At 68.5% G+C, this 16771-nt stretch carries 18 protein-coding genes and 1 pseudogene; 7 read left to right on the top strand and 12 right to left on the bottom strand.

Going from position 1 to position 16771, the window contains the following annotated elements; all coding sequences use genetic code 11:
* Nucleotides 1-98 precede the first annotated feature (98 nt).
* The 3 genes from CLV40_RS27190 to CLV40_RS27200 are packed head-to-tail and all read right to left on the bottom strand — an operon-like array spanning nt 99 to nt 1082.
* The gene (locus tag CLV40_RS27190; RefSeq protein ID WP_104481845.1) at nt 99-422 is read right to left on the bottom strand and encodes an AMED_5909 family protein; all 324 of its coding nucleotides are present in this window, start codon (nt 420-422) and stop codon (nt 99-101) included.
* Nucleotides 422-646, bottom strand: a complete 225-nt coding sequence (locus tag CLV40_RS27195; RefSeq protein ID WP_104481846.1) for a hypothetical protein — start codon at nt 644-646, stop codon at nt 422-424. The genes CLV40_RS27190 and CLV40_RS27195 overlap by 1 nt, the downstream gene beginning before the upstream one ends.
* A 16-nt stretch (nt 647-662) precedes the next feature.
* Nucleotides 663-1082 (bottom strand): plasmid replication, integration and excision activator, encoded by a 420-nt coding sequence (locus CLV40_RS27200; RefSeq protein ID WP_104481847.1) that lies wholly within the window; start codon nt 1080-1082, stop codon nt 663-665.
* 149 nt (nt 1083-1231) lie between these two features.
* On the opposite strand from CLV40_RS27200, the gene CLV40_RS27205 reads away from it, so the two are divergent.
* Nucleotides 1232-1975, top strand: coding sequence for a DUF5919 domain-containing protein (locus CLV40_RS27205; RefSeq protein WP_104481848.1), 744 nt, complete (start codon nt 1232-1234; stop codon nt 1973-1975).
* A gap of 8 nt (nt 1976-1983) precedes the next feature.
* The gene (locus CLV40_RS27210; RefSeq protein WP_104481849.1) at nt 1984-2448 is read left to right on the top strand and encodes an NUDIX hydrolase; all 465 of its coding nucleotides are present in this window, start codon (nt 1984-1986) and stop codon (nt 2446-2448) included.
* A 10-nt stretch (nt 2449-2458) separates the two neighbouring features.
* Here CLV40_RS27210 and CLV40_RS27215 read toward each other — a convergent pair whose 3' ends face one another.
* On the bottom strand, nt 2459-2731 hold the full coding sequence (locus tag CLV40_RS27215) for a hypothetical protein (RefSeq protein WP_104481850.1): 273 nt from the start codon (nt 2729-2731) through the stop codon (nt 2459-2461).
* A gap of 4 nt (nt 2732-2735) precedes the next feature.
* Complete coding sequence (locus tag CLV40_RS27220) at nt 2736-3032, bottom strand: hypothetical protein (protein ID WP_104481851.1); 297 nt, start codon at nt 3030-3032, stop codon at nt 2736-2738.
* Between the two features lie 220 nt (nt 3033-3252).
* Between CLV40_RS27220 and CLV40_RS27225 the strand changes: the two genes are divergently transcribed.
* Entirely contained in the window at nt 3253-4596 is a 1344-nt protein-coding gene (locus tag CLV40_RS27225; RefSeq protein WP_104481852.1) for a helix-turn-helix domain-containing protein, read from the top strand.
* 2 nt (nt 4597-4598) lie between these two features.
* A complete protein-coding gene (locus CLV40_RS27230) occupies nt 4599-5075 on the top strand; it encodes an XRE family transcriptional regulator (RefSeq protein WP_181043765.1) in 477 nt (158 codons plus the stop codon).
* A gap of 48 nt (nt 5076-5123) precedes the next feature.
* Here the strand turns inward: CLV40_RS27230 and CLV40_RS27235 are convergent, their stop codons facing one another.
* From CLV40_RS27235 to CLV40_RS27250, 5 genes are all read right to left on the bottom strand, one after another.
* Nucleotides 5124-6938, bottom strand: coding sequence for an AAA family ATPase (locus tag CLV40_RS27235; RefSeq protein ID WP_104481853.1), 1815 nt, complete (start codon nt 6936-6938; stop codon nt 5124-5126).
* A gap of 1221 nt (nt 6939-8159) precedes the next feature.
* Nucleotides 8160-9524, bottom strand: a complete 1365-nt coding sequence (locus CLV40_RS27240) for a sensor histidine kinase (protein ID WP_104481854.1) — start codon at nt 9522-9524, stop codon at nt 8160-8162.
* Nucleotides 9525-9685: 161 nt separating this feature from the next.
* On the bottom strand, nt 9686-10363 hold the full coding sequence (locus tag CLV40_RS27245) for a response regulator transcription factor (protein ID WP_104481855.1): 678 nt from the start codon (nt 10361-10363) through the stop codon (nt 9686-9688).
* 107 nt (nt 10364-10470) lie between these two features.
* On the bottom strand, nt 10471-10632 hold the full coding sequence (locus CLV40_RS38375) for a hypothetical protein (protein WP_181043766.1): 162 nt from the start codon (nt 10630-10632) through the stop codon (nt 10471-10473).
* Complete coding sequence (locus CLV40_RS27250; protein WP_104481856.1) at nt 10632-11012, bottom strand: hypothetical protein; 381 nt, start codon at nt 11010-11012, stop codon at nt 10632-10634. Before CLV40_RS27250 ends, CLV40_RS38375 begins: the two co-directional genes overlap by 1 nt.
* A gap of 132 nt (nt 11013-11144) precedes the next feature.
* Here CLV40_RS27250 and CLV40_RS27255 point away from each other — a divergent pair.
* Nucleotides 11145-12146: pseudogene (locus tag CLV40_RS27255) on the top strand (MFS transporter); the annotation flags it as partial.
* Nucleotides 12147-12251: 105 nt separating this feature from the next.
* On the opposite strand, the gene CLV40_RS39900 reads toward CLV40_RS27255, so the two are convergent.
* The gene (locus CLV40_RS39900) at nt 12252-12848 is read right to left on the bottom strand and encodes a DUF5134 domain-containing protein (protein WP_146108264.1); all 597 of its coding nucleotides are present in this window, start codon (nt 12846-12848) and stop codon (nt 12252-12254) included.
* Between the two features lie 10 nt (nt 12849-12858).
* A complete protein-coding gene (locus tag CLV40_RS27260) occupies nt 12859-13080 on the bottom strand; it encodes a hypothetical protein (RefSeq protein WP_104481858.1) in 222 nt (73 codons plus the stop codon).
* A 194-nt stretch (nt 13081-13274) separates the two neighbouring features.
* Here CLV40_RS27260 and CLV40_RS27265 point away from each other — a divergent pair, with 194 nt between their 5' ends.
* Complete coding sequence (locus tag CLV40_RS27265; protein WP_104481859.1) at nt 13275-14603, top strand: hypothetical protein; 1329 nt, start codon at nt 13275-13277, stop codon at nt 14601-14603.
* On the top strand, nt 14600-15601 hold the full coding sequence (locus CLV40_RS27270; protein WP_104481860.1) for a glutamate ABC transporter substrate-binding protein: 1002 nt from the start codon (nt 14600-14602) through the stop codon (nt 15599-15601). Before CLV40_RS27265 ends, CLV40_RS27270 begins: the two co-directional genes overlap by 4 nt.
* Nucleotides 15602-16771 lie beyond the last annotated feature (1170 nt).

Raw genomic sequence — 16771 nt, forward strand, 5'->3', positions numbered from 1 at the left:
ACCAACCATGATCCGCTTCTGTGCCTAGAACCCAAACACGCCCACAGAAGGCGTGCGTCATCGCCACGCGATTCAGGCGCATTATGTCTCTTGTGGACTTACGGCTTGTAGTAGTTTTCCGGCGCAACCTCCTCGATTCCCTGGCTTAGCGTTTCCGCCCACCTGGCTGCGATCAGGACCTCAGCCATGGCCTCGTTTCGGTGACGAGCATCGGCGAGCGCAATCGTTCGGAAGACCTCAACGCACCACTGGTAGTACTCGATCCACTCACGTCGCGAAGCGTCGGAGGCCGGGCCGGGAGAGACGTACTCGCGTCCCGCTGCCAACGTCATCGGGGCTGGCTTGGTTGACCGCCACTGCGGCCGTTGAGAGATCACCGGAGGTTCGGTGTCCGGCTCCAGGTTGTCGAGCGGCCCCGGCATCACTTGTCCTCGGGTTGTCGGTTCTCGCCCGGACGGTTGGCCGCGTCCAGTTCCCTCCGGCCGGTCTCGATGGCCTCGGCGAGGGAGTCCAAGGCCAAGCGGTCGGCGATCAGCACTACGGGGAACGCCTTGCCGAAGCGGATTTCCACCCTGTCCGCGAAGGGGAGCGCCCTGGCCCGGATGGGCAGGTCTTTCGTCACGTGGACGTGGACCACGTCGCGCATGTCCGTGGCTCCTGGGTCAGGCGGCAGACTTCTGTTCCCCAGCAGGTTTGCTCGCCCGCGCACCGGCGGGAGTCCTCATACCCGCAGCTCGGAAGCTGTGCGCGATCCGCCCCTTGCTGTTGGCGTACGGGGTGACCGTCAACCCCTCGAACTCCACAGCCGCGAACGGGAACCCACCCGCCTTCGGCGGCGGAACCGGCTGGTGATCAGCCACGATCTTCACCTTGAACTCGGCGCCGAACCTCGCCGCCTCCTCATTCGCGTCCAGCGCGCGAACAACCCACACCAGCCGCCCCGACTCCTTGTCCCGCTCCTGCTGCTTCGGCGCCCCGGCCGTCTCCGAGAACGCCATGGCGGGCTCCACGCCCAGCACGAACGCACCCAGCGGGAACACCTCCCCGAACTCCACCGCGAACCGCGTCGGAATCACCGGCATGTGTCACTCCTCTGGTCGAACCGCCCGGGAATCTCCCCGGCATGTCCAACTTTCGTCCAATTTGGAGGACGCGAGCACCACACAGTGGGACGTCTGAGGACGTCTCGTGCTAGGTTAAGACGTCCCTAGACGTCACAGTGGAGGGCAGCATGGCCAACGAACGCCTTCGAGACGCCCTGCTCCGCAACGGCTTGGACCTCGAACACGTAGCCAAGGCGACCAACGTCGACCCCAAGACCGTCGAGCGTTGGATCACGCAGGGGCGGACGCCGTATCCGCGTCATCGACACACGATCGCTTCCATGGTTCGGGAGAGCGAGAACTACCTGTGGCCGGACGCGGTGGCGCCCGAGCGCAAGGCCGAGATCGCCGGGTCCGAGGTCGTGAAGGTCTACCCGCACCGGAACTCGATCCCGGTGGAGCTGTGGGACCGACTCATCGGGGACGCGTCCGAGCACGTCGAACTGCTCATGCACGCCGCCCTTTTCCTGGTCGAGCGGCCGCGCTTCATCAAGCAGCTGGCCGCCAAGGCCGCCGCTGGTGCTCGCATCCGGTTGCTGTTCGGCGAGCCGGACAGCCCCGAGGTCGCGACCCGCAGCGACGAGGAGCAGCTGGGGGATGGCACGCTCGCGGCCCGCATCCGCAACGCCCTGGCGTTCTACCGGCCGCTGATCGGGGTACCCGGTGTGGAGATGCGGTTTCACCGCACGACGCTTTACAACAGCATCTTCCGGTTCGACGACGAGATGATCGTCAACACCCACGTGTACGGGTTCCAGGGCGCGCACGCCCCCAGCCTCCACCTTCGCCGACTGGCGACCGGGGACCTCTTCGAGACCTACTCCGAAAGCTTCGACACCGTGTGGAACCTGTCCAAGCCCGCCGACTTCTAGGAGGACTCTTGGCCCGCAAGGACTACCTCAACGACCCCGACGCGCCCACGCCTACCAACATCGTCATCGCATGCAGCGCCTACATCGAGCGCGACGGCCAGATCCTGATGATCCGACGGACCGACAACGACCTGTACGCGATCCCCGGCGGCACTCACGAACTTGGGGAGACGATGACGCAAACGGTTGTGCGGGAGGTCAAGGAAGAAACCGGCGTCGACATCGAGGTCACCGGCTTGATCGGGATCTACAGCGACCCGGCACACGTTATCGCCTACACCGACGGCGAGGTCAGGCAAGAGTTCTCCATCTGCTTCCGCGCCCGAGCGACCGGTGGGGAACTCAGGGAAAGCGACGAGAGCAAAGAAGTCCTGTGGGTCGCCCCGGACAAACTCGACGACCTGCGCATGCACCCGTCAATTCGTATGCGCGTCGAACATGCGCAAGCAAACGGAGAACCGTTCTTTACGTGACCCCGCCGGGCTACCTGTGGATCTGGAGCCAGCGGCACGACTCTATGACGCGGTAGGACACGGAATCGAGGCTGTCGACTGCCGAGTCGTCAAGATCTTCGTCGATGATGCTGCTGAGCACGTCGTTAGCGCACTTGATCACAAGTTTGAGGTCATCGACCAGGGAAGGCACGCCGTGGGGCCAACTCTCGGTCCGGTCGGCACAGTGGAGCACGTCCCGTGTCGTCTGCGGGCGGTTGTACAAGGTGTCCCGGTACTTCGTGGCCGACTCGTCTGCGGTCATGGCGTCAGCCCGCGGTGGTGCCGAAGCCGTAGAGCGGCGGGTTCTCCAGGCCGACCGCAGACCGCGCCATGCGTCGACACAGGTTCGCCATCTCGGCTCCCCACTCGTGGAAGGGCCGGGCGAGTGGGGGGAGCGCGTCGAATTCGGAGGCGAACCCTTGCAGGGTCCTGGCCTGCTCGGTGGGTTTTTGCCGACTGCGGACGTAGTGGTCCCAGTGCAGATACCGAGAGCTGATATCAGCTGCCCTGCCCGCGTCGACAGTGGAGTTCGTGGCGGAGTTGGCAGCGAGAGACGTCGTCATGTGTTGTGAGCGTGCCCCTGTCGTTTGGCAGAGGCGAGGCCATTGACCACTTGAAGCACTATCTGCCTTTACGCTGATCGGGTAGTGCCGCAGTCGCGATAAGTGCAGCCTATATAACGCGCTACTTGGCGCTACCCCGCTCGGCATTCCATTGTTACCGTGGGTGCCTGACCTGCTACCTGGGCAGGTCCCGGCGGTATGGGCTGGTGGAAGTGTGGGGATGAGCATCTGGGGCGACCCCCATGAGCGGCCCGCCCCTGTGGTGTGGGAGCGACCAGCCATGCGCGCGGCGTTGGCCGATCGGGACATCGTGGAGGTGTACCGGCTGCTGGGTCGCCTGGGGATGTCGCAACGCCACATCGGCGTGTTGACCGGCCAGGCCCAGCCGGAAATCTCCGCCATTGCCCGTGGTCGGCAGGTGGTGACCTACGACGTGTTGTCACGGATCGCCGACGGGTTGGGCATCCCGCGCGGATACATGGGGTTGGCCTACAACGAGCCCGGAAGCGAGAACGGATCCCCAACCGGTGAGGTGGTGGCTGTGCCTGATCGACGCGAGTTCATGGGCTTGTTGGCCAAGATCGCCATGGGGGCAGCGCTGACAAGCGCTGATTTCGCACTGCTGAGCAACCCGGCGATGGCCACTCCGACGCCCGCCACGGTGGGGGCCACCGAGGTGGGGCAACTACGGGAACTGACCCGGGTGCTGTGGACCCAGGAGAAGCGCCTCGGTGGCGGAGCGGTCCGGGACGCGGTCGTGGCGCAGCTCAAGTGGGCACAGGGGATGTTGGACGCCAACCACACCGACGAGGTCGGGCGGGAACTGCGGGTCGTCCTCTCGGACCTGCTTGCATTGGCCGGGTGGGCCTCCTACGACGTCGGCATGACCGGCTTGGCTCTCCGCTACACCGGTCAGGCGCTGGCCATGGCCCAAGAAGCCGAGGACCCCGTGCGCTCCGCACTCGCGTTGGAGCAGATCGGCCGCACCTACCTACACGAAGGCGACACCAGCGAGGCCCGCGAGGTGTTCGCGTTCGGCACCCTCACCGCAGAACGCACTCGCTCCGCCGACACGACCGCGCTCTTGCTATCCGGCCAAGCCCGCGCCTACGCCGAGTCCGGAGACCCCACCCGCGCACTCGACTGCATCCACCGCGCACAGGACACCCTGTCGAACGTCAGCGAGCCAACGCTCCCCGATCCCCGCGGCTTCAGTCAGGCCCGTCTCGCCAGCGACCACGCCCGCGTCTACGCCGACCTGGCCGTGCATGACCACGCATACGCCGACCAAGCCATCACCGCCCTCACGGCATCCACCGCCCCCACCGCAACGGTCCACGTCAAGCGCCAGGCATTCCGCCTCGCCGACCTAGCCGCCTGCCACCTCCACGGCGGAGACCCGGACACCGGCATCCGCATCGGCCACCAGGTCATCGACATGGCAGGCGGGATCCGCTCCCATGGCTTGACCGAACACCTCAACACCGTGCGCGTAGCCGCCCGCAGCCACTCAACCCTGTCCGACGCGCGCGACCTCGACCAGCGGATCGCCGCCCTTACCTGATCATGACCAGCACCGAACCGACAGACATCGAGACGGGCCGCTGGGACCTGGTGGCGCAAACCATCACCACGCGGGCCAGCGAACTGCGCCTCTTGCAGGTGCAACTCGCCAAGCGCGCGAGAGTGTCCCTCGCGATCGTCCGCGAACTGCAACTCAACACCCACGAACGCCGCCGCAGCGTCCGCACCCTCGAAGCCCTGTCGGCAGCTCTGGAACTACACCCTCAACACCTCTGCGCAGTAGCCCGTGGAGAGATCCCACCACCCCTGCGAGTGGACGAGGCCCAAGAAGAACGCGAAGACACCATCTTGACGCGCCTCGCGGACTTGGAACAGCGCTTGGCCAACATCTCGACGATGCTGACGAGCGCCTTCGCTGACCCTAGGTCGACCTTCGTGGCGGAGGTGCATAGGCACTTGTCGCCGGACTGCGAGTGCGAAGGTGTGCTGCCCGCCCTTATCGTGGTACGACCGCAATGAGCTTCCGCCACTAACGGACTCGCCCGGAGGTCTGTTACTCATCGCAAACTACTCCAACACAAGGGATGTATAGGAAGCAACTAGATTGCGCGCGTGCCGAATTGCGTTCTCGCTGGCGTGAACCCTGTTGGCTAGAGCCCAACGTATCCAAGCGGGGCCCTTTCTGGGCATGCCAGGATAACTACGCCCGAATGACTCTAGTTCGCCTTGTTCGACGATGACCAGACCAATAGATCGCAAGTTTTCGATAAACTCTTTGGGGCGGCCTCCCAAATTTTGAGGGAACGCTACAACTCCTAGATCTTTGATTGCATCCCACTTAGAAGCCTCCGTTCGCGTAAGAGTGAGCAACTGCTCCTTCATCTCAGGTGACCACTTTTCCGTACTTTGATCACGTACCAGTTCTTCTAGGTAGCTTCGAATACTCGCTACAACATTGGCGACGAGCGCAGACCCTTTAGGCTGGTTCAATTCATTTGTACACACGCCATATTCTTTCTCGTAGTCTCCCCAGTCGCCTCCAAGTGCCTCGATGAGATTCTTTAGCTTTGCCCTCTCTCGCAGGATGTCAATATCGACACAGCACACTATCGGAACTCTAAGGCTAGCCAATGTGCGCACTACTGGCGCCTGGCCGTCCACACCACCGGTTGGAATGAATAGGACGTCACTGGGAGAAAGCGCCAAATCGGCCTCTTGATGAGCCGCATCAAGAGCTGCGGCGTAGAACGTGCAGTCGCGTTCATTCTCGGCCAAGACGACGAGGCCGTGAAACAGGCCATCCAGGACATTAGAGTACCTGAGAACTGGGTCAGACCAGACTTCTTTGATTCGATAGGGCTCTAGAGTGTGGGCTCGTGTTTCATTCCGCCTTCGCACAAGTCGTACCACCGCAAGTTCTACATCGCTTTGCAGCAATCCGAGAAGGATATTTTTGTCGTGCGTAGCCAAGATAACTTGCACGCCAGCAGAGCTGGCCAATTCGCCCAACATCCTGCCAAGTTTCACCGCTTGAGGCGGGTGCAGAAACGCTTCTGGCTCATCCAGAAGAACGATCGGGTATGCCGCCGATGAGACAGTCAGAAGTGTATTCAAAAACGAAAGAATGCCGCTTCCTTGCTCGTCAACCTTAAAGAGTTTATCAAGGTCTTGCATAGCCTGTATTCGAACCTGAACAGTGCTATCGTATCGCAATTCCTGCAACGACAATGGCGGGTCTCCGATCCTGAGGATTACATTCTCCCGAATGGTGTCTAGTGTCAGATTTTCGCCGAATACCTCGCGATAGAGGGAACTAATCTTCACGAAGACATCTGGGTTGTCTTCGAGGTAATGAACTGGATGCGCTGGGGCCGCGCCCGGGTAGGAACGCTTGTTGGCTCCGAAGCCTGGGCCGTTACCCGCCGACGACTTGTACACGAAAAGGGAAGCATATGGCATCGTCAATGTGCCAGAATTGCGCGCGTTAGACCAAGCATTTTCCATCGTATTTTTGTCAAAAGGGCCAATCCCGGCTCGCGAGTAGCCGGAATTGGGGTTCTCGGGCGTAGCGGCAACCCAGGTTGCATTCAGGTCGAGCCATCTTAGAAATTCGTTGCGATCCTGGACCACCTCCAATTCAAGGCTGGCCAACAGTCGATGCTCTCGCGGATGCACAATGTGCCCCGGCTGGCCATTTATGTGACGAAAAATCTGCTCGATTAGAGTTGTTTTTCCAGTATTGTTTCCGCCAACTATCGCTGTGACTCCACGTGGTGCTATAGGGATAGGGTGCCCACCCGCTACAGTGATGCTCTTAATTCGGATCGGCACCTGGGGGAGATCAGCCGAGGACCGATCAGTCAAGGGGATACGTTCGGACATTCCCGCACGATAGACCGTGCGCAGTTCGTGTGCATCTTTGCTGAATCTAGCTCTATGGGATCAAGGCCGCGCCGCCTGCGCGGCGCGGCGCCCGGGCCAGTCGCCTGAGTAGGTGGTCCACATCCGTCGCGCCACAGCGCGGGCTCCCGCTTCGCTCCGCCCGCGCGGGCGCGCGGCGCGGCTCCCCGGGGCAACGGGATGCGCCGCGCCGCACAGGCGACGCGGAGGAGGTCGAGAGCCGTAGCGAGTCGGCAGGCCGACGAGGAAGCCTGGGTGCATGGCTATGCGTAGCTGAGCCAGGTGGTACCAGGGGCGCCGCGCCCCTGGACCCCTGGTGCCCGTGGCACGATCCGCGGAGGCGTTTGGTGGGGGTACTGGGCGTACCGCGGATCGCACCCCGGGGGCGTCAGCGGGTGGGTTTCGGGAGGCGGGAGGGCATGATCGACACCACCGCTTATCCACCGGAAACGACAGCAAACGACCACCGGAGGCGAGGGGCAATGCCTCAGATCGGGTGGTCGTTTATGCAGGTGAAGACAGGTATGGATAGTCCACAAAAGACGTTCGTAGAGGTGGAGGCTGGAACCGTAGGTTCTGGGTTCGAGCCCCAGGCGGCCCACCGTGTGGCCTGGTCACGGCTGTGACCAGGCCACAAGGCTCCCCAACTCCCCGCACCGCGGCCCACGGCGACGTCTTGGGCGTGGGGGACGGGCGTGGCCGAGGTCAGCACGCCGGGCTGACAACAGCGCACACGAGCCGATATCGGCTTGATCTGATCCCGGGCGACCGGTGTTGATCGTCAGCAACAACAGCCGCAGCTGCTTCGAGTCCGCCACCGCACCGCGCCACCTGGTTTGGCACCTCACGGTCAGCTCGGTCCGGGCTGGCGTGGGCACCGCCGTCAGACCGGCCCCGCGCCTCGTCTGCTGAGCGCTGAAATCAGCTGTCCTCGATCCCGGCGCCGCAGGTGTGCGAGCTGGTCGCCGGTCTGGTTCATGCCGTCGTGTCTTCCCCGCCCAGGTACGTCGGAGCCGAAATCCGGCGTTGCCGTGGGTGCCTGGTCTGTCACCGGATCGCGGTGCGGTCGGGGAGTCGGCGGGTTGCTCCCTGGCGCCGGGGCCCAACGGCACCTACACCTTCGGAGTGCGGGAGTGCGGGAGTGCGGGAGTGCGGGAGTGCGGGAGAGGGGGAGAGGGGGAGTGCGGGAGAGGGGCGGCGCGGTCATGGGGGTGGCTGGGGGACGGAGTGCGGTAGCTGGACTGTGAAGGCCGCGCCGCCTTCGGGGGCGGGGCCCGCGGTGATGGTGCCGCCCATCCTGGTGACCAGCCCGTGGACCAGGGCCAGGCCGATACCCGTGCCGACGGGGCGGGAGCCCGAGTAGCGGGTGTTGAGGAGCCCCTTCTCGAAGGCCATCGCGTACTCGTCCGGGGCCAGGCCCGGGCCGCCGTCGCGGAGGGCGAGGGTGGCGTGGGTGGGGGTGGTGGTCAGGGCCAGGACGATGGGGCGGTTCGGTGGGGTGGCGCGGAGGGCGTTGGCGGCCAGGCCATCGATCACCTGGCGGAGGCGGCGGGGGTCGGCGGAGACGTGGATGGGGGCGGGCGGTGTCTCCAGTCGGAAGGTGACGCCCGCGCTCTCACAGCGGGGTGCCCAGACCTCGGCGCACTCCTTGGCGAAGGCGACCAGGTCGGTGGGGACCATGTCCAGGCGGAAGTCGTCCGCGCCCAGGCGGGCCAGGTCCAGGAGGTCGCTGACGAGGCGGTCGAGGCGGTCGGCTTCGCGTTCGATGGTGCGGGCCGCAGCCGGGACGGCGTCGCCGGTGACCACGCTGTCGGAGAGGGACTCGGCGAAGCCCTTCACGGCGGTCAGGGGGGTGCGCAGCTCGTGTGAGATCGAGAGCAGGAACTCGCGTTGTCGGGACTCGCTGCGCCGCAAGGCGTCGGAGAGGTCGTTGACCGCCGTGGCCACCTCCGCGACCTCGCGCGGGCCCTCGACCGGCACCCGCAGGTCCCGTCGGCCGTGGGTCATCGAGTACGCGACGGTGGCCGTCCGCCGCAGTGGTCGGGCCAGGAGCCGGGCCAGGAAGGTGCCTGCGACGGCCGCGACCAGCAGGCCGATGCCGAGCGCGACGACGATGTTGGCGATCAGCTTGCGGCCCGCGCCCTTCGCCGTCTCCGCCTCCCGCACCAGCGCGATCGCCCCGCGCTGGTCGACGGGTCGCAGCTCGACCAGCAGCGTCCGACCGTTCAGCTCGACCGTGCGGTGGGCGGCGCCGGTGACGTCGAGCAGCCCCGCCTGCCGGGCCGCCCGCTCGGCCGTGGCGTCGCCGCTGACCACCACCCCGTTGACCCGGGCCTGCACGACGGCGACCCCCTGCCCGTGCAGCACCTCGATCATCCGCCGCAGGCCGAGGCGCTGGTCGGCGAACTGGCCCGCGAACACGTCGGCCTGGTCGGCCAGCGTCTGCTGGCTGACCTGCTGCGCCGTGCTGATCACCAGCCGCGCCGAGATCAGCCCGCCGAGCACCGCCACCACCCCGGCGACCACCAGGCACAACACGGTGATCCGCGCCGTCAGCGAGTTCTTCACACCCGCCTCCTCTGCTGCTCGGACCAGGTGAAGGAGCGTTCAACCGCAGCGGATGTCGCGATACCGGACGCTACCCGTGGTTGGAGGACACCACCCTCACCTCCACCGCGAGATCGCGCCGGTCTCGCCGACTGTGCGGTTCACGCTGAGCCTCGGCCATGTCACAGGTCGGCGGCGTAGCCGATGCCGCGGATGGTGCGGATGGGGTTCGTCGGGCCCAGTTTGGCGCGGAGTTGGGCGATGTGGACGTCGACCGTGCGGGTGCCCGCCGCGGCCTCGTACCCCCACACGGCGCTGAGGAGTTGGGCCCGGTCGTAGACCTGGCCCGGGCGGCGCAGGAGGTGGGCCAGCAGGTCGAACTCGGTGGACGTCAGGTGGACCTCGCCCGTCTCCGTCCACACCCGGCGGCTGCCCAGGTCGACCCGGGTGTCACCCGCGCGCAGCACCTCCCCGCCCGCCGGGTTGGCGGCGCGGCGCAGCACCGTGCGGACCCGGGCGACGAGCTCACGCGGGCTGAACGGCTTGGTGACGTAGTCGTCCGCGCCCAGTTCGAGCCCCAGTACGCGGTCCACCTCGTCGTCCCGGGCCGTGACGAACAGGACCGGTGTCCAGTCGCCTTCGGCGCGCATGCGCTTGCACACCTCGACGCCGTCCATGCCCGGTAGGCCGATGTCCAGGACGACCGCGACCGGGCGCAGCCGCCGCAGCGCGGACAGCGCGCCCGGGCCGTCGGCCTCCAGGTGCACGCCGAAGCCGTCGCGGCGCAGGTACAGCGCCACGAGTTCGGTGATCGCGCGGTCGTCCTCCACGACCAGCACGAGCCCGCGCCCTGCCTCCATCGTCCGAACCTCCTTCGCCTGGGCGGCAACCTGAATCCTGCCGACCCGGCGGGCCCGGAACAACCAGGACCGGATCCCTGTGGACAACTCCGGCGCATGTGGACAACTCAGTCCCCGGACAGCTCCGTCTCCACGCTGTCCAAAGTAGACTCGATCTGCCCGATCTCCACCGACCCGCTGTCCGGGGACGGCGCGGGCGACGGCTCGGCCCGCCCCTGGCAGCCGACGCAGGCCAGCAGCGCCACCGCGACCAGCAACGCGCGCCGCATCACTTGCCGCCGCAGTACTTGGTCTTGAAGTCCGCCGCCCGCTGCTTGGCCTGGTTCAGCTGGTCCACGCGCCCGGCCCGCTTCTCCGCGCGCTCCTCCAACACCTGCGCGGTGGTCTCCCGCCCCGCCGCGCGCTCCTTCTCGGCGCGTGCCTTGAGCCACGCCACCGAGCCCCGCACCTCGGCTCCGCCGTTGATCCGCTCCGTCAGCTTCGTGACCCGCTGCTCGATCCGCGGGATCCGCTGCTGGCAGATCTTGCCCACCTGCTCCGGGCTCAGCGTGATGGTGACCGGCGTGCTGGGCTGCGCCGCGGCGACCCCGGCTCCCGTGATCCCCAGTCCCACGACCGCCGCGACCACCGCTGCCGACCTCGCGAACATCGCCTACCTCCTCGTTCGGGTGTTCTGGTGACCACCCTGGCCGACGGGGGTAAAGGTGTTGCCTGCCCCGGTGTTCGGGTTGTGTAAGGACCATCGTTGACGCGGACGTGAATCGGATTCAGACTGCTCCGCATGTCTCGGAGCCGCTGGCCGGTCGTGGCCGCTTTCGCCGGGGTCGGCGTGGCCACACAGGTCTGCTGGCTGGGCTACACCCCGCTGACCACCGCCGCCGCCGTCCACTTCGGGGTCGACGAGCAGGCCGTCGGCTGGCTGGCGAACCTGTTCCCCCTGCTCTTCGTGCTCCTGTCGGTCCCCGCGGGCCGCGCACTCGACCACCGCTTCCGACCCACCCTCGCCGTCGGTGCCGCGCTGGTCGCGGTCGGCGCCGCGGTGCGCCTGGTCGACGACGCCTACTGGGCCGCGCTCGTCGGCCAGACCCTCGCCGCCGTCGCCCAACCGATCCTGGCCAACGCCATCACGCGCGTGGCCGCCGCGTACCTCGACCCGCGAGACCGGCCGCTCGGCATCGCCATCGGGGCGGGCGCCACCTACCTGGGCATGATCGTGGCGATCGGGATCGGTACGGCCGCCAACGACGTCAACACCGCCGTAGTCATCGGTACCGCCATCTCCGTCGTCGCCGGAATAGCCGCCCTCGTCGCACTACGAGTCCCACCACCGCACACCGTCGCCACCGCGCCACAACTACGTGAGGTGTGGCGTCGACCAGGCGTTCTTACGCTCTCCGGCGTCGTCTTCCTCGGTATGGGCATCTTCGTCGCGTTGGCCACCTGGCTGGAGCCGCTGCTCGCCCCGGCAGGCCTGCGCGCCGACACCACGGGCCTGCTGCTGCTCGTCATGCTGGTGGCGGGTGTCGTCGGCTCGATCGTGGTACCGCCGTTCGCCGTTCGGAAGGCGTTGGAGGCCCGCGTCATCCAGGCGACCGGCGCGGTGACCGCCGTCGCCTGCCTGCTGTTCGGCCTCGCGCCGATGGCCACGGGCTTCGCCGCGTCCGTCCCGCTGGGTTTCCTGCTGCTCGCCGCGCTCCCGGTCGCCCTGGCACTGGTCGAGCGCGACGGGTCACCGGCCGCCGGGCCGATCACCGCGCTGGTGTGGACCGCGGGCAACGCGGGCGGCATCGCCGCGTCGGCGCTCGTCGGGACCCTGCTCGACGCGCCGAGGGCCGCGTTCGCGCTGCTGGCCGTGCTGGGGGTGGGCGCGATGCTGCTGGCCGGTCGGCTACAGCATCACCAGGATCAGGTAGCCGGTGCCGAGGGCCATGACGAGCTGGCACACAGCGGCGACTCGCCGGTCGGCGAGGATCCCCTGGTCGGCGGTCCGACCGGCGACGAGCGCCCGGCCGAGCCAGAGGGCCTGGAACGCGAAGAACGCCACGAACAGCCAACCGAGCAGCGGTAGCGCTACCTCGTTGCCGTGCGGCTCGAAATGGGGCTCGAACCAAGCCGAGGACATGGCGTGCGCCGTGTGCGACCCGGCGGTGAGCATGTAGAGCATGGCCAGTCCCGCGACGGCGTGCTGCCAGTCACCCCCGTGCCAGCTCGCCCCGCCCCTGCCACCGAGCAGCGCGGCACCCAGGAACCAGGCAGTGACCAGTGCGAACACCGCCTGCCACCCGGCCGGGGGCAGTGGGCCGCCGATCGGCGAGCACATCACCGCCATACCGAGGGCCATCAGCGCGTGCGCGAGGTCCACCGCCCGCTCGCGGCCGGTGTAATCGGATCGCCGGTTGGCGGCGACGAGCCGGGCGGCGCTGTACCCGGCGATCCCGAGGAACGCCGCCGTGAGCACCCAGCCGAGCCATGTCGGTACCGCCACCGCGCCCCGGTTACCTGCTGCCCGCCAGCAGTCCGTCGAGGACGCCGCCCTTCACGTCGCCCACGAGGTCGCCGAGTTGCCCCATGCTCATCTGGATCCGCTGACCGTGGTCATCGGTGATCACCACCCGGCGCTCTTCCGGCGCGTCCGGGTCCACCCACAGTTCCGGGCAGCCACAGTCGCACTGTCCGCAGAACGTCGCGATCCGCTGCATGCTGTGCTCACTGTTCATGTGACCACGGTCTCAAACCGGGGTCCCCTGGAACCAGACAGCAACCGAGCGACTACACCGCGCACAAGTGGGACAGTGCTGGTGACCGGCTGTGTCGGACATGGTGGTCCGGTCGAACCTACTCCACTAAGTTCAGGTCCGACCAGGCAGCGGAGGTGGAGGGCGGGCGTGCTCGTGCGGTTGGGGAGAACCCCGTGGTGACGGTCACGCCGGAACGGCCTGCCGACGCCCGGACCGGGCCCGTCGGCCGGGTCACCAGGTCCGCGGTGACGACCCCGGGCAGGCTGTCGCTGGTCGCGGTCGCCCTGCTGCTGGTCACCGCGGTCACCGGCATCGTGGCCGCGCTGACCCTGCAGGCCAAGCGCGACACCCTCGACGACCTGGTCGCGCACCGCGAGCCGCTGGCCGCCGCCGCGCAGCAGATCTTCCGATCGCTCTCCGACGCGGACGCGACCGCGGCCAGCGCCTTCCTCTCCGGTGGCGTCGAGCCCGCCGAGCTGCGCACCCGCTACGAGTTCGACATCGCCCAGGCGGGCAGCGCGCTGGCCAAGGCGTCCACCGACGTCGGCGGCGACCCGCTGGCCAGCGCCCAGGTCGAGGTGCTGAGCCAGCAGCTGCCGGTGTACTCGGGGCTGGTCGAGACCGCCCGGGCCAACAACCGCCAGGGCTTCCCGGCCGGTGCCGCCTACCTGCGCGAGGCGTCCGCGCTGATGCGGTCCAAGCTGCTGCCCGCCGCGGAGAAGCTGTACGAGATCGACTACGACCGGCTGCAGACCGAGCAGGAGTCCGCCCGCTCGGTGCCGTGGGTGGTGATCGCGCTGGTGGTCCTGCTGGTCGCGGCCCTGGTGGCGACCCAGCGCTACCTGACCCGCAAAACCAACCGGCTGCTCAACGTCGGGCTGGTCGTGGCCAGCGCCGCCGTGCTCGTGTCGCTGGTCTGGGGCGCGACCGCGCTGCTGCTGATGTCCGGGCACGTCGCCGACGCCGAGCGCAACGGCTCGCAGCAGGTGGACGTGCTGGTCCAGGCCAGGATCAACTCGCTCAAGTGCCGCGCCGACGAGACGCTGACCCTGGTCGCCCGCGGCGACGGCCCCGGCTACGAGCAGGAGTGGCAGCAGCTGGCCGCGACCCTGGTCGGCGACGGCGAGCAGAACCTGCTGCGCCAGGCCAAGGCCCTGGCCTCCGGCGACGCCGCGACCGGCGAGGTGCAGCAGGCCGTGGACAACGCCGCGGCCTGGGCGGACGCGCACCGCCGGATCCGCGAGCTGGACGAGGGCGGCCAGTACGAGGACGCGGTCAAGACCGCCATCGGCGCCGAGCCGAACAGCTCCGCCACCGCGTTCGGCAAGCTCGACAAGAACCTGCTCACGGCGCTGAACGCGGGCCGCGAGGAGTTCTTCACCAAGACCACCAAGGCGGGCGGGGCGCTGACCGGCCTGGTGCCCGGTGTCGCCGTGCTCGCCCTGGTCGCGGCGGCGGGCATCACCCTGGGCATCCGGGAACGACTGCGGGAGTACCGATGATCACCGGACACCGGGTGCGCGCGCTCGCGGCCGTCGCGCTGGCCGTACCCGCCCTGCTGCTCACCGCCTGCTCGGTCAGCGGCAAGCCCGTCGACCTGGCCACCGTGACCTCCCTGGACCGGCCGCAGCCCGCGGGCGTCGAGGTCAACCCGCCGACGACCACCGGCAGCGCCGCGGCCGTACCGCCGTGCGACCCCGCCGCCAGCCTGCGCCCGGCCGGTCCGCTGCCCGCCCCCGGCGCCATGCCGGGCGGCACGACCATGAAGACCATCCAGGACCGCGGCAGGCTCATCGCGGGCGTCGACCAGAACACCTTCCTGTTCGGCTTCCGCAACCCGACCAGCAACGCGCTGGAGGGCTTCGACATCGACCGCGTGCGCGACGTCGCCGCGGCGATCTTCGGCGACCCGGGCAAGGTGCAGTACAAGGTCATCACCTCCGCCGAGCGCATCGACGCGCTGAAGAAGGGCGAGGTCGACATCGTCGTGCGCACCATGACCGCCACCTGCGCGCGCTGGGTCGACATCAACTTCTCCGCCACCTACTACGTGGCGGGCCAGCGGGTCGTGGTCGACCGCTCGTCCCCGATCACCGGCGTCGACCAGCTCGGCGGCAAGCGGGTGTGCGCCGCCAAGGGCTCGACCTCGATCCAGAAGCTGCGCGAGGCGCCCGCGCCGCCCGAGGTGGTGGCGGTGGACAACTGGTCGGACTGCCTGGTGATGCTGCAGCAGGGCCAGGTCGCGGCCGTGTCGACCGACGACACCATCCTCTCGGGAATGGTCGCCCAGGACCCGAACGTCAAACTGGTGGGACCCCGGTTCACCGAGGAGCCCTACGGCATCGGCATCCCCAAGCAGAACGAGGACATGGTGCGGTTCGTCAACGGCGTGCTGGAGCAGTCGGTCGCGCGCGGCTCGTGGGCGGCCAGCTACGCCAAGTGGCTGGGGCAGGCGGGCGGGCCCGCCGCCGCGCCCCCGGCGGCCAGGTACCGGGACTGAGGTGGCCCCATGACGCACTGGACCCCGCCGCCGGGCGGACCCGACCCGAAGTCGGACGAACCCGAGCTGACCCCGAAGCCCGCCCGCTGGCACTTCGACTCGCCGCCTCCGCCGACGCTGGAGGAAGACGCGGAGCAGGCCCCGGCTCCCGTCGAGCCGCCGGTCGACACGCCGCCGGTGCCCGCTCCTCCGGTGGCCGCGTCTCCGGTGGCCGCGCCCGCTGTGGTCGAGGCCCCGGTGGCCGAGACCCCGGCCGACGCGGTCTCGGCGGCACTGTCCCCTCCGGACGAGGAACCCGCCGCGGACGTGACCCAGGCGGTGACCATCCCCGACGAGGAGCCGCCGCCCGCGCCGCCCCGCCCGAGCCCGGTCCCCCGTGGACCGAAGGGGCCGGGGCTGACCTCGCAGAGCATGCCGGTGGTCCCGGCGAACGGTGGACCGGTGCCGCAGCAGAACTCGCCGTGGGCGCCCAAACCCAAGCCCGCCCCGGAGTCCCCACCCGGGCGGCACGCGCAGGCCACGGGGCAGTTCCCGGTGCCGGGGTGCCCGCAGGGGCCGGGGACGTCGTCCGGCCCGCACCCGCACCCGAACGCGCCGAGGTCGGGCGCGGCTCCCGGGCCGTACCCGCCGCCGCCGGGAACGGGCCAGTTCCCGGTGCCGCCACCGGGGCAGTACCCACCCCCGGGCGTGCGGTCGGGACCGCACCGGGTGCAGCCGCCGGGTGAGCAGCCGCCCCCGGGGTGGCAGCCGAACCCGGGCAGGCCACCGCAGCCGGGCCCTCGCCGTCCGGCAGGCCCGCAGCCCGCCGGGGACCAAGCGCTCGCCGGGCAGGGCGTCGGCCAGCAGGGCGGCACCGGGCAACACCGTCCGGTCGCACCGGGCCAGCACCGCCCAGGGGGACCGGGCGGGCAAGCGACCGGTGACCAGAGCGGGCATCCGTCTGCCGGGCACGGTGTCGGTCAGCAGAACGCGGCAGGCCGGAATGGCCCGGGCGGATCCGGCGGGCCGCAGGGGGCAGGCGACCAGGTACCCGCGAGTCAGCAGGGCGGGCACCCGGCTTTCGGGCATGGCCCAGGCCAGCAGAGCGCGGCTGGGCAGCATCGCCCGGTGGGTTCGGGTGGCCAGGCTGGAGACCAGGCGTCCGCCGGTCAGCCGGGTGGCCCCGGGCAA

This window comes from Actinokineospora auranticolor (genome assembly GCF_002934265.1).
Taxonomy (GTDB): Bacteria; Actinomycetota; Actinomycetes; order Mycobacteriales; family Pseudonocardiaceae; genus Actinokineospora; species Actinokineospora auranticolor.

Excerpts from the sequence above, each read along its gene's own strand:
- CLV40_RS27260 (WP_104481858.1), bottom strand. The coding sequence starts at position 13,080 with ATGAACAGTGAGCACAGCATGCAGCGGATCGCGACGTTCTGCGGACAG.
- CLV40_RS27205 (WP_104481848.1), top strand. The coding sequence starts at position 1,232 with ATGGCCAACGAACGCCTTCGAGACGCCCTGCTCCGCAACGGCTTGGAC.
- CLV40_RS27215 (WP_104481850.1), bottom strand. The coding sequence starts at position 2,731 with ATGACCGCAGACGAGTCGGCCACGAAGTACCGGGACACCTTGTACAAC.
- CLV40_RS27225 (WP_104481852.1), top strand. The coding sequence starts at position 3,253 with ATGAGCATCTGGGGCGACCCCCATGAGCGGCCCGCCCCTGTGGTGTGG.
- CLV40_RS27190 (WP_104481845.1), bottom strand. The coding sequence starts at position 422 with ATGCCGGGGCCGCTCGACAACCTGGAGCCGGACACCGAACCTCCGGTG.
- CLV40_RS27195 (WP_104481846.1), bottom strand. The coding sequence starts at position 646 with ATGCGCGACGTGGTCCACGTCCACGTGACGAAAGACCTGCCCATCCGG.
- CLV40_RS27245 (WP_104481855.1), bottom strand. The coding sequence starts at position 10,363 with ATGGAGGCAGGGCGCGGGCTCGTGCTGGTCGTGGAGGACGACCGCGCG.
- CLV40_RS27230 (WP_181043765.1), top strand. The coding sequence starts at position 4,599 with ATGACCAGCACCGAACCGACAGACATCGAGACGGGCCGCTGGGACCTG.
- CLV40_RS27250 (WP_104481856.1), bottom strand. The coding sequence starts at position 11,012 with ATGTTCGCGAGGTCGGCAGCGGTGGTCGCGGCGGTCGTGGGACTGGGG.
- CLV40_RS27200 (WP_104481847.1), bottom strand. The coding sequence starts at position 1,082 with ATGCCGGTGATTCCGACGCGGTTCGCGGTGGAGTTCGGGGAGGTGTTC.
- CLV40_RS27270 (WP_104481860.1), top strand. The coding sequence starts at position 14,600 with ATGATCACCGGACACCGGGTGCGCGCGCTCGCGGCCGTCGCGCTGGCC.
- CLV40_RS38375 (WP_181043766.1), bottom strand. The coding sequence starts at position 10,632 with ATGCGGCGCGCGTTGCTGGTCGCGGTGGCGCTGCTGGCCTGCGTCGGC.
- CLV40_RS27235 (WP_104481853.1), bottom strand. The coding sequence starts at position 6,938 with ATGTCCGAACGTATCCCCTTGACTGATCGGTCCTCGGCTGATCTCCCC.
- CLV40_RS27220 (WP_104481851.1), bottom strand. The coding sequence starts at position 3,032 with ATGACGACGTCTCTCGCTGCCAACTCCGCCACGAACTCCACTGTCGAC.